General features: G+C 72.1%; 11 protein-coding genes. 8 read left to right on the plus strand and 3 right to left on the minus strand.

Translation table 11 applies throughout. From position 1 onward, the window contains the following. The first annotated feature begins 217 nt into the window (after nucleotides 1-217). Nucleotides 218-2,653: an endopeptidase La gene (gene lon, locus ACIBJC_RS17165; protein ID WP_399292789.1), complete on the plus strand. Its 2,436-nt coding sequence runs from the start codon at nucleotides 218-220 to the stop codon at nucleotides 2,651-2,653. A gap of 73 nt (nucleotides 2,654-2,726) precedes the next feature. On the opposite strand, the gene ACIBJC_RS17170 is transcribed toward lon, so the two are convergent. Continuing rightward, nucleotides 2,727-3,575: a lysozyme gene (locus tag ACIBJC_RS17170; RefSeq protein ID WP_399292791.1), complete on the minus strand. Its 849-nt coding sequence runs from the start codon at nucleotides 3,573-3,575 to the stop codon at nucleotides 2,727-2,729. A 208-nt stretch (nucleotides 3,576-3,783) separates the two neighbouring features. On the opposite strand from ACIBJC_RS17170, the gene ACIBJC_RS17175 reads away from it, so the two are divergent. Continuing rightward, nucleotides 3,784-4,278 carry a MarR family winged helix-turn-helix transcriptional regulator gene (locus tag ACIBJC_RS17175; protein ID WP_399292793.1) on the plus strand — a complete coding sequence of 165 codons (495 nt, stop codon included), beginning with the start codon at nucleotides 3,784-3,786 and terminating at the stop codon, nucleotides 4,276-4,278. Between the two features lie 85 nt (nucleotides 4,279-4,363). Here the strand turns inward: ACIBJC_RS17175 and ACIBJC_RS17180 are convergent, their stop codons facing one another. After that, on the minus strand, nucleotides 4,364-5,146 hold the full coding sequence (locus ACIBJC_RS17180; RefSeq protein ID WP_399292794.1) for a hypothetical protein: 783 nt from the start codon (nucleotides 5,144-5,146) through the stop codon (nucleotides 4,364-4,366). A 457-nt stretch (nucleotides 5,147-5,603) separates the two neighbouring features. Here ACIBJC_RS17180 and ACIBJC_RS17185 point away from each other — a divergent pair, with 457 nt between their 5' ends. The 5 genes from ACIBJC_RS17185 (at nucleotide 5,604) to ACIBJC_RS17205 (ending at nucleotide 11,556) form a co-directional block, all read left to right on the plus strand. Then, nucleotides 5,604-8,573, plus strand: a complete 2,970-nt coding sequence (locus tag ACIBJC_RS17185) for a nitrate- and nitrite sensing domain-containing protein (protein WP_399293201.1) — start codon at nucleotides 5,604-5,606, stop codon at nucleotides 8,571-8,573. Beyond that, the gene (locus ACIBJC_RS17190; protein WP_399292796.1) at nucleotides 8,570-9,076 is read left to right on the plus strand and encodes a roadblock/LC7 domain-containing protein; all 507 of its coding nucleotides are present in this window, start codon (nucleotides 8,570-8,572) and stop codon (nucleotides 9,074-9,076) included. Before ACIBJC_RS17185 ends, ACIBJC_RS17190 begins: the two co-directional genes overlap by 4 nt. Continuing rightward, nucleotides 9,073-9,486, plus strand: a complete 414-nt coding sequence (locus ACIBJC_RS17195; protein ID WP_399292798.1) for a DUF742 domain-containing protein — start codon at nucleotides 9,073-9,075, stop codon at nucleotides 9,484-9,486. Before ACIBJC_RS17190 ends, ACIBJC_RS17195 begins: the two co-directional genes overlap by 4 nt. A 106-nt stretch (nucleotides 9,487-9,592) precedes the next feature. Further along, nucleotides 9,593-10,231, plus strand: a complete 639-nt coding sequence (locus tag ACIBJC_RS17200) for a GTP-binding protein (RefSeq protein ID WP_399293203.1) — start codon at nucleotides 9,593-9,595, stop codon at nucleotides 10,229-10,231. Between the two features lie 89 nt (nucleotides 10,232-10,320). After that, entirely contained in the window at nucleotides 10,321-11,556 is a 1,236-nt protein-coding gene (locus tag ACIBJC_RS17205) for a styrene monooxygenase/indole monooxygenase family protein (protein ID WP_399292800.1), read from the plus strand. Nucleotides 11,557-11,583: 27 nt separating this feature from the next. Here the strand turns inward: ACIBJC_RS17205 and ACIBJC_RS17210 are convergent, their stop codons facing one another. Further along, entirely contained in the window at nucleotides 11,584-12,435 is an 852-nt protein-coding gene (locus tag ACIBJC_RS17210; protein WP_399292802.1) for an NAD(P)H-binding protein, read from the minus strand. Nucleotides 12,436-12,530: 95 nt separating this feature from the next. Here ACIBJC_RS17210 and ACIBJC_RS17215 point away from each other — a divergent pair, with 95 nt between their 5' ends. Beyond that, a complete protein-coding gene (locus ACIBJC_RS17215; protein WP_399292804.1) occupies nucleotides 12,531-13,322 on the plus strand; it encodes a helix-turn-helix domain-containing protein in 792 nt (263 codons plus the stop codon). The last annotated feature ends 45 nt before the right edge of the window (nucleotides 13,323-13,367 follow it).

Below are 13,367 nucleotides of genomic sequence, written 5' to 3' on the forward strand. Positions count from 1 at the left end.
TGCGTTCCCCGGTGTCACGGGACAGGGACAGGGCGATCGCTCAGAGCGAACAAGGGCGGGGGAACAATCCCAGGCTCATAAGCATTGAGTCGGTATAGCTCAACTTGCTTGATCTGGCTCACCTCATCACCTCACCTCATCTCACCGACTCATCTGCTGTTACCGCCTTACCTGCCACACCTGCCTTACCTGCTCTGTTCACGCCGAAGGGGAGACCATGGCTTCCACGTCCGCACCGCTCACGCTTCCCGTACTGCCGCTCGACGACGAGGTCGTGCTGCCCGGCATGGTCGTGCCGCTCGATCTGTCCGATGCCGAGGTCCGTGCCGCAGTGGAGGCCGCGCAGGCGGCTGTCCGTGACGGTGACGGTGACGGTGAGAGTGGCGGGGGCGGCGGCAAGCCCCGGGTGCTGCTCGTGCCGCGTATCGACGGGAGTTACGCCGGGACCGGTGTGCTCGGGACCGTCGAGCAGGTCGGCCGGCTCTCCGACGGGGATCCCGGTGCGCTGATCCGCGGCCGTGGCCGGGTGCGGATCGGGGCCGGTACGAGCGGGCCCGGTGCCGCGCTCTGGGTGGAGGGGGTCGGCGTCGACGAGAGCGCGCCCGAGCCGCTGCCCGGCGCCGTGGCCGAACTGGTCACCGAGTACAAGGCGCTGGCCACCGACTGGCTGAAGAAGCGCGGGGCCTGGCAGGTCGTCGACCGGGTGCAGCAGATCGACGACGTGTCGGCGCTCGCCGACAACTCCGGCTACTCGCCGTTCCTCTCCACCGCCCAGAAGGTCGCCCTGCTGGAGACCACCGACCCGGTCGCCCGGCTGAAGCTCGCCACCCAACAGCTCCGTGAGCACCTCGCGGAGCAGGACGTCGCCGAGTCCATCGCCAAGGACGTCCAGGAGGGCGTCGACAAGCAGCAGCGCGAGTTCCTGCTGCGGCGTCAGCTCGACGCCGTGCGCAAGGAGCTGCGCGGGCTGAACGGCGACGATGGCGAGGACGAGTCCGACGACTACCGGACGCGCGTCGAGGCCGCCGACCTCCCCGAGAAGGTACGGGAGGCCGCGCTCAAGGAGGTCGAGAAGCTGGAGCGCTCCTCCGACCAGAGCCCCGAGGGCTCCTGGATCCGCACCTGGCTCGACACCGTCCTGGAACTGCCGTGGAACGAGCGGACCGAGGACAGCTACGACATCAAGGGCGCCCAGTCCGTCCTGGACGCCGAACACGCCGGCCTGGAGGACGTGAAGGAGCGCATCACCGAGTACCTGGCCGTCCGCAAGCGCCGCGCGGACCGCGGTCTCGGGGTCGTCGGCGGCCGGCGCGGCGGCGCCGTCCTGGCCCTCGTCGGCCCGCCCGGGGTCGGCAAGACCTCGCTGGGCGAGAGCGTCGCGCACGCCATGGGGCGGAAGTTCGTCCGGGTCGCGCTCGGCGGTGTACGGGACGAGGCGGAGATCCGCGGCCACCGGCGTACGTACGTCGGCGCGCTGCCCGGCCGTATCGTCCGGGCGATCAAGGAGGCCGGTTCGATGAACCCGGTCGTCCTGCTGGACGAGATCGACAAGGTCGGCTCCGACTTCCGCGGCGACCCCGCCGCGGCGCTGCTCGAAGTCCTCGACCCCGCGCAGAACCACACCTTCCGCGACCACTACCTGGAGGTCGAACTCGACCTCTCCGACGTGGTCTTCCTCGCCACGGCCAACGTCCTGGAGGCCATCCCCGAGGCGCTGCTCGACCGCATGGAGCTGGTGCGGCTCGACGGCTACACGGAGGACGAGAAGGTCGTCATCGCCCGGGACCACCTGCTGCCCCGGCAGTTGGAGCGCGCGGGCCTGGAGCCCGGCGAGGTCACCCTGGAGGACGGCGCGCTGCGCAGGCTGGCGGGCGAGTACACCCGCGAGGCGGGCGTACGGAACCTGGAGCGCTCCATCGCCCGGCTGCTCCGCAAGGTCGCGGCCGAACACGAACTCGGCGACCGGGAGCTGCCGTTCACCCTCGGCGCCGACGACCTGCGCGGGCTGATCGGGCGTCCGCACCACGTACCGGAGTCGGCGCAGGACCCGGCGGAGCGCCGTACGGCGGTCACGGGTGTGGCGACCGGCCTCGCGGTCACGGGCGCGGGCGGCGACGTCCTCTTCGTGGAGGCGTCGCTCGCCGATCCCGAGACGGGCGGTTCGGGGCTGACCCTGACCGGACAGCTCGGGGACGTGATGAAGGAGTCGGCGCAGATCGCGCTCTCCTTCCTGCGCTCGCGCGGCGCGGAGCTGGAGCTGCCGGTGGCCGATCTGAAGGACCGGGGTGTGCACATCCACTTCCCGGCGGGCGCGGTGCCGAAGGACGGCCCGAGCGCGGGCATCACGATGACGACGGCGCTGGCCTCGCTGCTGAGCGGCCGTCAGGTCCGTACGGATGTGGCCATGACCGGCGAGGTCTCGCTGACGGGCCGTGTCCTGCCCATCGGTGGCCTCAAGCAGAAGCTGCTGGCCGCCCACCGCGCGGGCATCACGACGGTCGTGATCCCCAAGCGGAACGAGGCCGACCTGGACGATGTCCCGGCCGAGATCCTCGACAAGCTGGAGGTTCACCCGGTGACGGATGTCCGCCAGGTCCTGGAGCTGGCGCTCGCCCCCGCGGAGCAGCCCGTACGGGTCCCCGCGGCGGCCTGATCGCACCACGGCGTCACCGGACTGCCCGGCCCCTCGGCGGAGGGGGGCCGGGCAGCCTCATGTGTGCGGGGCGTCAGCCGTTGGCCAGCGCCTGTACCCGGTCCAGGGCCCCGTTGAACCGGTTGTGGTCGCCCACGATCGGCCCCGTCGACGTGTACTGCCAGATCGTCTGGAACCCCCAGCCCGCGGGCAGCTCGCCGACGGTCGAGTCGTACCGGGCGATCCACAGCGGGTTGGTGGTGCCGAAGCCCGCGTAGTTGCCCGTGCACGTCTTCCACCAGCTCGTCGCCGTGTAGATCACGGCGTCCCGGCCGGTGCGCGCCCGGTAGGTGTTCACGAAGTCGCGGATCCAGTCGACCATCTGCGACGCCGTCTTGCCGTAGCAGGTCGCCCCGTACGGGTTCCACTCGATGTCGAGCACGCCCGGCAGCGTCCGGCCGTCGGGCGACCAGCCGCCCCCGCCGTCGACGAAGTAGTTGGCCTGGTTGGCGCCGCTGGAGTCGTTGGGCGTACCGAAGTGGTACGTGCCGCGGATCATGCCGACGTTGTACGAGCCGTTGTACTGCTGGGTGAAGGAGGTGTTCTTGTAGTAGTTCCCCTCGGTGGCCTTGACGTAGGCCCACTTCACCCCGCTGCTCCACAGAGCCGGCCAGTCGACGTTCCCCTGGTGACTGGAGACGTCGACACCCTCCGTCTGGGCGGCACGGCCGCCCTGGGGCAACCGGCCCTGGCCGTCGTGCGCGAGGACGCCCATGCCCATGTGGGCCGAGCCGCGCGGGGGGAGGGGCGCCGGCGGGCCCGCCGGGTGGGGGGCCGCGCTCGCCGCACCGGGGAGAGCGAGGAGCAGGGCGAGAGCGGAGAGGAGGGCGGTGGCCGCGGCGACCCTGGAGCGGCCTGGGGCGCGGGATCTGGGGACGGGCATGGGTGTGCCTCCGAAGACCTCGGTGGGGGGAGATCATGACCTGGCGACATGTCAGTGGAGTGAACATGTCAGTATTGAAGCTACGCACGTAGACCGGGACGGCGGAAGGGTGCCACGCCGGTGCCGTTGGTATAAACCCCTGAAATACTGAACAAGCTGCGGCAATGGCCGCCGGCGAAAGAAACTTTCAGGAGCGGAAAAGCGCGCGATGGCTGCTGACGTGCACGGAAGCGGTACGGAACCGGAACCGGACCCCGCGGTGACGAGTGGTGTGGACCAGGAATTCCTCGCCCTGGAACGGGAACTGGCGGTCTTTTTGCGCCGCGCCCGCGCCAACTCCGGGGAAATGGCGCGCGAAGTCCATCCGGAACTGGAACCGGCGGCTTATGGGCTGCTTGTACGTCTGGAGTTCGGCGGCCCCCAGCGCGCCACCGAACTCGCCACGTACTTCGGCGTCGGCAAGGCCACCATGAGCCGCCAGTTGCGCGCCCTGGAGGAACTGGGTCTGGTGAGCCGCGAGCCCGATCCCGCCGACGGGCGCGCCTGGCTCATCAGGATCACCGACGAGGGCGGGAACCGCTTCCGCCGGGTCCGGGGAGCGCGCCGGGAGCGGTACGTACAGCAGCTCGCCGGCTGGGACCGTGCCGAGATCGCCGAACTGGCCCGGCTGCTGCGCCAGCTCAACGCCACCGCCGAGAGCTGACCGCCGGGGAGCTGACCGCCGAGAGCTGACCGCCGGGATCTGAGGCGCCATGAGCCACTGGAAGCAGGGGCAGGCAGGCGCCGTCTCACAGCTCCACGTATGTCACCGTCGCGTCGTCGCTCGTCTTCCCCCTGCGGAACGCCGTACCGTCCGGATCCGCCGACTCCGCCGCCCGCACCCGGTCGATCAGCTCCTGCGGACCGCTCTTGCGCACCAGCGCCAGACAGTCCGCCCAGCCGCCCTCCCGGAACACCTCCACCCACCGGGTCGCCCCGTCCGTCAGGGCGAGCAGGGACCGTACCTCCGCCGCCGGGGTGCGGCCCGTCACGGCGCGCTCCGCGACCGACGGGTCCGCCGCCGCCGTGAAGAAGCCGCCCTCCGCGTTGCGCAGGGCGTCCGTCGCGGCGACCGAGCGCAGCACCTCGCGCGGGACCCGGTCGAGGCGGTCGTCCAGCACCGCCCGTACCGCCCCGTCAGGGGCCTCCAGCAGCAGCGTGGAGTCGGAGAGTACGAGATGTTCGACGGCGTCCCGGCCCCAGCGCGCCAGGACGACCGTGGCCTGCGGAGTACGCGGGTGAGAAAGGTCACAGGTGTCGCGGTGAGCGTCCGCCGTGCGGCCGATCGACGCGGCGAGAACCTGTGCCAGCGTCATATCCCGTCGCGAACCGGACAGTTCCGTGAGCGCCCCGCCCAGCCTGGACGTGAACCACGGCACGCCGTGCACACAACCGTCCTCGCCGGTGGGCGGCGTCACCCCGTCCAGCATCACCAGAGCCCCGCCCTCGCCCGCCGCGGGCAGCACCACGCCTGCCCAGTCCTCATTGGGGCGGGCGGTGCGACCGGGGGAGGTGGCCTGTTCGACGCGCATGCGCTCCAGTCTGCCTGACTCCTCGCATCACCCGCAGGGTTCCTTCACATGCTCCACACGTCATGTCGGCCTCCCCGTCACGCCAGGTCAACCGCTGTGATTCGGTCAGAATCAGCGCGGCCGGGAGCGCCGGAGGAGCGGATCGAGCCGGCCCGACCGGCCGTACGGGCGGCCCCGGCGAGCTGCGGGCGGGCATCTTGCCAAAGCCCGCCCGGAAGGTCCACCTGGCACGCCACGTTCCAGCAGCCGCCCGACAGGGAAGAGTTGTTCGCCCCCTCCTCGTGATGTTCACTCGTCCAGGTGGCGGAGCGGCCGATGCGCGCCTTCCTCCTCGGAGCGCTGGAATGGTCGACAGCCGAAAGCCAAACCAGGGGTGGGGGTGGGGTTACCGCGTTGTCAGACCGGACCGGCCGTCACCTCTGCTTCATGGGCGGACGAGTCAAGAATGCGAGCACCGGTGCAGAAGAAGCGGCCTCGGGGCAACAGTGTCACGGCCACCGGCACGGCCACCAGCGCTGTGACCCCTACCGGTACCGGCACGCCCGGTGAGGCCACCGCGGCCACCGGCGCAGGAGGCGGGAAGCCTCCGGAAGGACGCCGGGTGCGGGTACGCAACCGGCTCGTCGCCGGGGTCGCCTTCGTGGGCGTCACGGTCGTCGTGGCCGGCACCCCCGCCGTACTGAGCGCGTCCGCCGAGCTCAAGGACGCCCAGAACCTGGTCACCCTCGCCGAGCTGAACCAGCAGGCCGTCACCCTCGGCCACTCCCTCGCGGACGAACGCGACGAGGTCATCGTCTACATCGCGGCCGGCCGCGACACGCAGCCGGGCGGTACGGACCCGGAGAAGGCCAAGTACACGATCTCCGAGACGCGCAGCGCCCGGGTCGACCGCCAGATCGACGAGATCCACGCCGCCGCCTCGGCCTCCCCCGGACTGCTGCGCGACCTCTCCACCGTCCCCTCCATCCGGCGCGCCGCCCTCACGGGCAAGGGCTCGGCGATGGAGGCGTACCGCGCGTACTCCGAGGTCATCGCCAAACTCCAGGCCCTCGCCGACGAGCTGGCGGAGAACACCCCGCCCGAGGCCGCCGACGGCACCCGCGCCCCCGGCGCGCTCGGCCGCGCCGTCGAGCAGGCCTCCGCCACCCGCGGGCTGCTGCTGGCCGCGCTCGCCGTGCCGGGCCCCACCACCTCGGCCCCCCAGTACGACCCGGTCACCGGGCTGCCCGTCGAGTCCTCGGCCGACGCGAGCAACAAGAAGAACGACCAGGTACGCGACGAACTCAGCGCCGACGCCCAGAAGTCACGCGTCCGCGAACTCGGCGCGCTGGCCGACTTCGACCAGAGCGCCGACACCGCGGCGCGCGAATCCCTCACCTCCACCGTCACCGGGCCCGACGTCAAGACGGCCGAGAGCTACCTGACCCGCCTCACCGACCGGCCCGAACTCTCCGCGGCCGACCGCAAGGCCGACCAGGACGAGGTCGAGTCCGCGCTCTCCGCCAGGATCGACCAGATGCGCGGCGTCGAGTCGAGCCTCGGCGCCGCCCAGATCGAGCGCCTCGAACAGCTCCGTGACGACGATGTCACCGGCCTGGAACTCCAGCTCGCCCTCCTCGGCGGCTGCCTGATCATCGCGGTCGGCGTCTCCACCGCCGTCGCCCGTACGCTCACCAGGCCGCTCGCGGTCGTACGGATCGGCGCCGCCCGGCTCTCCTCCGCGCCCGCCACCGAGGATCCGATCCGCTTCACCGGCCGCAACGACGAGTTCGCGCAGGTCGTACGGTCCGTCAACGCCCTGCACGGCAAGCTGGTCGACCTCGCGGGCCGCGCCGACCGGCTCGACAGCGACCGCAGCGACCTGCTCGGCGCCCGCGAGAAGGTCGCCGAGCAGCGCGCCGAACTCCAGGACCGTACGGCCGAACTCGCCGCCCAGCTCCAGCGGCTGCGCCACACCGTCCACCACACCTTCGTCAACCTGTCGCTGCGCACGCTCGGCCTGGTGGAGCGTCAGCTCGGCGTCATCGAGGGCCTGGAGGACCGCGAGCAGGACCCCGAACGTCTCGCGACCCTCTTCAAGCTCGACCACCTGGCGACCGTCATGCGCCGCCACAGCGAGAACCTGCTCGTGCTCGCCGGCCACGACCACGGCCACGGCTCCACCGGGCCCGTCCCGCTCGTGGACGTGCTGCGCGCGGCGGTCAGCGAGATCGAGCGGTACGAGCGCGTCATCATCCAGGAACTGCCCTCGCACACCCAGGTGGCCGGCTTCGCCGCGGACGACCTGAGCCACCTCGTCGCGGAGCTGCTGGAGAACGCCGCGTCGTTCTCGCCGCCCGAGACCGAGGTGCGGCTCTCCGGCTGGATGCTGGAGAGCGGCGAGGTGATGCTCTCCGTGCAGGACCAGGGCATCGGGATGTCCGTGGACCGGCTCGCCGAGCTCAACGAGCGCCTCGCGGACCCGGAGACCCCCGGAGAGCCGCCGCGCCCGGCGCAGGGCGGCGGGAACGGCGCCGAGAACGAGGGCCTGGGTCTGCGCGTCGCCGCGCTGCTCGCGGCGCGCTACGGCGTACAGGTCGAGCTGCGGGAGCACCAGCAGGGCGGGGTCGCGGCGATCGTCGTCCTGCCGAAGTCGCTGCTCCCGGCCGTGCCGCCCGCCCCCGTACCGCCGGTCATGGTCCAGCCCGCCGCCGTACCGTCGGCCGCCGCCCCCGACGCCGTACCGGCCGAGGCGGACGCCCCCGCCCTGCCGACCCGTACGGGCCGGGGCCGGGACCAGGACGGGGAGCGCGATCCCCTGGTGGTCGCGGCCGAGGCGGCGATCCGCCGGGCGGAGGAGGCGAAGCGCGCCGAGGACGAGCGGGCCGCGGCTCAGGCGCCCGCGCGGACGGAGCCCGCCCCCGCCGAACCCGCCCCGACCGAACCCGCAGCCCCGTACGGCATCGGCCCCGACCGCCACGAGCGCGTCCCCGACGACGCATCGCGGACCACCGGCGTCGACCAGGACACCTTCCTGATGCGGCTGCCCCAGCAGCAGCCCGCGCAGCCCCAGCCCCAACCACAGCACCCGGCCGGAACGGCCGCCGACACCACCGGCCCCGCCGCTGAAGGCGGCGCCGAACCCCGCACCGGCAAGGGGCTCCCCAAGCGCACCCCCTGCATCGTCAAGCCCGCCGCCGCGCCCGCCGCGCGCACCGGCAGCGTCGACGCGGAAGCCCTGCGGCGCAGGCTCGGCGGCTTCCAGCAGGGCGTGATGGAGGGCCGCCGCGATGTCGAGGCGGAGCTGGGAGCCGAGGCGGAACCGGGTGCCGCGGCGGAACCGGGTGCCGCGGTGGAACCACCGGAGCAGACCCCGCCCTCGGAGCGGACCCCAGAGCTGGACACCGGAGAGACCACGGGGGAGACAGTCAAGGAGGCACGCAGTTGACTGCGACCGGCGCAGGCACAGACACAGGCACATTCGGGCTGAGCAACGAAGCGCGTAATCTGCACTGGCTCTTGAGCAACCTCGTCGAGGAGGTGCCTGGCGTCCACGCGGTCGCCGTCGTCTCGTCCGACGGACTGCTGCTGCTCTCCTCCGACCCCGGCAGAACCGCCGAGGCGGCCACCGCCCCCACCGAACGCGGAGAAGGCCCGCGCGGCTCCAGCGCCGACCTCGCCACCATCGTCTCGGGCATCGGCAGCCTCACCCTCGGTGCCGCCAAGCTGATGGACGGCGGCGGGGTCAAGCAGACCATGATCGCCATGGAGGAGGGCAGCGTCTTCGTCATGGCCATCAGCGACGGCTCGCTGCTCGGCGTACACGCCACCCCGGACTGCGACATGAGCGTCGTCGCCTACCACATGGCCCTCTTCGTCGGCCGGGCCGGACACAGGCTGACCCCGGAGCTGAGGGACGAACTGCGCGCCTCGGTGGAGGGCACCGGATGACCCCGGCCGCCGATGGAGCGCCCCGGCTGCCCGTGCGCGGGGCGGACCGCAGGCCCTCCCGCGTACGCCCGTACTCGCTGACCGGCGGACGGACCCGCTCCGGGCACGTCCTGCTGGTGGAGACCTTCGTCGCCGCGCTCGAACCGGGCGAGGTCCGCAGGGAACTGACGGACGGTGGGGCCCCGTCCCGCGTCATGCCGGAGATGCTCGCCATCGTCGAGCTGTGCCGGCGGATGCGTACCGTCGCCGAGGTCTCGGCGCTGCTCAAGATGCCGCTGGGCGTGGTCCGGGTGCTCCTCAGTGACCTGGCCGATCAGGGAAAGATCCGTGTGTACGGAACCGGTCACGGCACCGGCCAACCGGACCATACGCTGCTGGAAAGGGTGCTGAGTGGACTCCGCCGTCTCTGACGTCTCCGAAGCTTCGGACGTCACCGCCGCCTCCGGGCGCGCTTCCGTACCGGAGGCCGCACCGGCGCCCGTACGGGAAACCGGGCCCGATCCCGTACGGGAGACCGTGCTCGACCCCGTACGGGAGCCGGAGCCCGAGGCGGAGCCCGAGCCCGAGCCCGAGGAGAAGGTCCAGGCCTGGCAGTTGGACCGTACCCGCGCACCGATCTCCACCAAGATCGTGATCGCGGGCGGCTTCGGCGTCGGCAAGACGACCTTCGTCAGCGCCGTCTCGGAGATCGCCCCGCTCCAGACCGAGGCGCTGATGACCGAGGCCAGCGCCGGCATCGACGACCTCAGCGCGACGCCCGACAAGCTCACCACCACCGTGGCGATGGACTACGGGCGCATCACCCTCGACGACGACCTCGTCCTCTACCTCTTCGGCACGCCCGGCCAGCAGCGCTTCTGGTTCATGTGGGACGACCTGGTGCGCGGTGCGATCGGTGCCATCGTGCTGGCCGACACCCGCCGCCTCCCCGACTGCTTCCCGGCGCTGGACTACTTCGAGAGCTGCGGGCTGCCGTACGTCGTGGCCGTCAACCACTTCGACGGCACCGACGCGTTCGACCCGGACGATGTGCGGGACGCCTTGACGATTCCGCCGGGCATCCCTGTACTGATCATGGACGCGCGGGACCGGAGCACGGCCGTCGACTCGCTGCTCGCGCTGGTACGCCATGCCCTGGAGTTCTCTCCCGAGTAGTGCCGGCCGGCGCCGGCCAGGCCTCCGGGCCGCCGCACCACGCGCCGCCGCACCACGCACGCTCGCACGCAACGGAGACAGAACCGCCCATGCGGAAGATACTCGTCGTCGGAGCCGGTCAGTCCGGGCTCCAGCTCGCCCTCGGACTCCAGTCACGGGGGTACGAGGTCACCCTGATGTCCAACCGTACGGCGGACGAGATACGGTCCGGCCGGATCATGTCCACCCAGGCCATGTTCGACACCGCCCTCCAGCACGAACGCGACCTCCAGCTCAACTTCTGGGAGTCGCACGCGCCTCGCATCGAGGGCCTCGGCGTCTCCGTCGCGGCCCCCGACGCCTCGCGCCCCATCGACTGGGTCGGCACGCTGGACGGCTACGCCCAATCCGTCGACCAGCGCGTCAAGATGGCCGGCTGGCTGGACACCTTCGCGCAACGCGGCGGCCAGTTGGTGATCCACGGCGCCGCGGTCTCCGACCTGGACTACTTCTCCCGTACGTACGACCTGGTCCTGATCTCGGCGGGCAAGGGCGAACTCGTCTCGATGTTCGGCCGCGACGCGGCCCGCTCGCCGCACGACGCCCCGCAGCGCGCGCTGGCGGTCAGTTACGTCCACGGGCTCGGGCCGCGCCCCGAGCACCCCGCGTTCGACGCGGTCCGCTGCAACCTGGTGCCGGGCGTCGGCGAACTCCTCGTGATGCCGACCCTCACCACCTCGGGCCGCGCGGACATCCTCTTCTGGGAGGGGATCCCCGGCGGCCCGCTCGACGTCTTCCGGGGCGTCAAGGACCCGGCGGAACACCTCTCGCTCACGCTGGAGCTGATGGAGCGCTACGTCCCCTGGGAGTACGCGCGCGCCACGAAGGTCGAGCTGACGGACGCCGGCGGCACCCTCGCCGGACGGTACGCGCCGACCGTACGCAACCCGGTCGGCCGGCTGCCGAGCGGCGGGCTCGTCCTCGGCGTCGCGGACGTCGTCGTCGCCAACGACCCGATCACCGGGCAGGGCTCCAACTCGGCCGCCAAGTGCGCCGCCTCGTACCTCGACTCGATCGTGGAACACGGCGACCGGCCCTTCGACGAGGCGTGGATGCGCACGGCGTTCGACCGCTACTGGGAGGTGGCGCGACACGTCACCAAGTGGACCAACGCGATGCTGGGCGAGCCGCCGGAGCACGTCCTCGGCCTGATCGGCGCGGCGGGGCAGCTCCAGCCGGTCGCGGACCGGTTCGCGAACGGCTTCGACGACCCGTCGGACTTCGAGAACTACTTCTACGACCCGGAGAAGACGGCCGCGTACCTGGCCGAGGCCGCCGCTGCCTGACGGCGACCGGGCCCGCCGCCCCACCGGTCAGGTGCTGAAGGCATCCCGGTGGTCGTACACCCAGGTCTCGAAGGCGCGCGGTGGGCGCCCCAGGACGCCTTCCACCTCACCGGTCAGGACGGCGCTCCGTCCCGACCGGATGAACGCGTTGCCGTCGATGACGACCTCGACGAAGGAGGCGTCCATTCCGGAGCCGAGCAGCTGCGCCCGTGCCACATCGGGAGGTACGTCCACGGTCCCGACCGCCCGTCCGAGGACCCGGCCGAGCCGCGCGGTCTGCTCCGGGACGCTCAGCGACTCGGGGCCGGTCAGGGTATAGGCGTGGCCGTCATGCCCCGCCGAGACAAGGGCCTCGACCGCGACCGCCGCCACATCACGGGGGTCGACGACGCCCACGGCACCGGTCCCCGTCATGTTCGGGACCGGCTCTCCCGTACGCACCGGACGGGCCCACACCAAGGCGTTCGAGGCGAAGCTCGACGGCCGCAGCAGCGTCCACGCCATACCGCTCGCCCGCACGGCCTCCTCCCCCGGGAGATGCCAGGACCCCACCGCGGCCTGGTCGGCCTCACCCGTCCCGATGGCCGACACCTTCACCACCCTGCCGACGCCCGCCGCTCGCGCCGCGGCGAGCATGGCCCGGTCGTGGAGCGACACCGAAGGCCCTGGCGCACTCAGCAGGAAGAGCGCCGTGGCCCCGGCCGCCGCCCGTTCCAGCGACGCCGGGTCGCCGAAGTCGCCCCGTACCACCTCGACGCCGTACGGCACGCCCGCCCGGGCCGGTTCCCGGGTCAGCGCGCGGACCGGCTCACCCCGCTCCGCCAGAAGCCGGACCACTTCACTGCCGATGGTGCCGGTGGCACCCGTAACCAGAATCATGTCGGCCACGCTGCCGGCGCGCCGCCGCGGCCTCTAGGAAGTTTCGGCACTCCTACGGCCTGGGGCGCGCACTCCGGGCCGACTACCGTGGGGCGGTGACCGTCACCAACCAGAGCGCACCGACTCCGTCGGCAGCCCTGCGGCCGTGGATCGCCGACATCAGCGTCCTGACCGTCGCCGGATTCGGGCAGCGGCCCTTCACCCACCTGCCGGACACCGCGACCGCGCTGGTGTTCCGCACGACCGCCGCCGGGCGCAGCGACCTGCTGGTCATGGGGCCACGCACCCGCGCCTCGTACCGCACCGGCAAGGACGTGCCGTTCTGCCTCAAGGTCCGTATCCGCCCCGGCCGCGCCCGGCCGCTCCTCGGCGTGCCCGTCGGCGAACTCGCCGACCGGGTCGTCCCGCTCGGCGAACTGTGGGGCGGGTCCGCCGACCGCCTGGCCCACGAACTGGCCCACCTCGGACCCGACCCCGCGCTCGTCCTGGAACACCTGGAGGCGGAACTGCTGGCCCGCCTCACCACCCGCACACCCGCCGACCTGTTACGGAGCGACCTCCTCCACACGGCGACCCAGGCCCTGACCACCCGGGCCCACCAGCGCCCCGAACGCGTACCGGCCCTCGCGGAGCGACTGGGCGTCAGCGAACGCCACCTGCGCACCCTCTTCACCGACGGCGTCGGCCTCTCGCCCAAGCACCTGGCGCGCATCGAACGGGTCCGCAGCGTGCTCGCCCGACGCCCCGGCCGGCGACACTGGGCCCAACTGGCCACCGAATCCGGCTACTACGACCAGTCCCACATGACGGCCGACTTCCACGACGTGATGGGAGCCCCACCCCAGGCCTTCCACGCGGGCCACCGGCCCCCGGCACAACCATGCTGATCAGCTCGCCCGGCCCTCAACTCTCCCCGGCCTTCAACTCTCCCC

Source organism: Streptomyces sp. NPDC050509 (assembly GCF_044457965.1).
GTDB lineage: Bacteria > Actinomycetota > Actinomycetes > Streptomycetales > Streptomycetaceae > Streptomyces.